The sequence below is a fragment of the Streptomyces sp. URMC 126 genome, assembly GCF_051386555.1.
Lineage (GTDB): Bacteria > Actinomycetota > Actinomycetes > Streptomycetales > Streptomycetaceae > Streptomyces.
In genome coordinates this window covers 1-245 of the sequence record NZ_JBPQTX010001204.1, presented here as the reverse complement: position 1 = coordinate 245, position 245 = coordinate 1, and the positions used below count along the sequence as shown (strand labels likewise).

The window sequence follows — 245 nt, the reverse complement described above, 5'->3', positions numbered from 1 at the left end:
GTTAACCGCAGGTTAGCTATCACCAAGTTTCCAACCCCTAGGAGAAACGATGCGTCGAACAAGAATCACTGTGGCAGCTGTGACAGCAACTGCCTTAATCGGCTCACTATCAGCTATCACCCCCCTCCCCGCGAATGCTGCTTCTAACGGGAACAGCTCCATAACCCAGTCAGCTGCCTTCAGCCCCCGCGCCACGACAAAGATCAGCGAGGACTGCCGCAAAGCCATCATCAACGACCTGAAAC

General features: G+C 54.7%; 1 protein-coding gene. It reads right to left on the bottom strand.

Annotated elements, in window-relative coordinates; all coding sequences use genetic code 11:
- Window positions 1-12 precede the first annotated feature (12 nt).
- A partial coding sequence (locus ACSNOK_RS35670) for a hypothetical protein (RefSeq protein ID WP_436784814.1) occupies window positions 13-245 on the bottom strand: 233 nt, incomplete at its 5' end.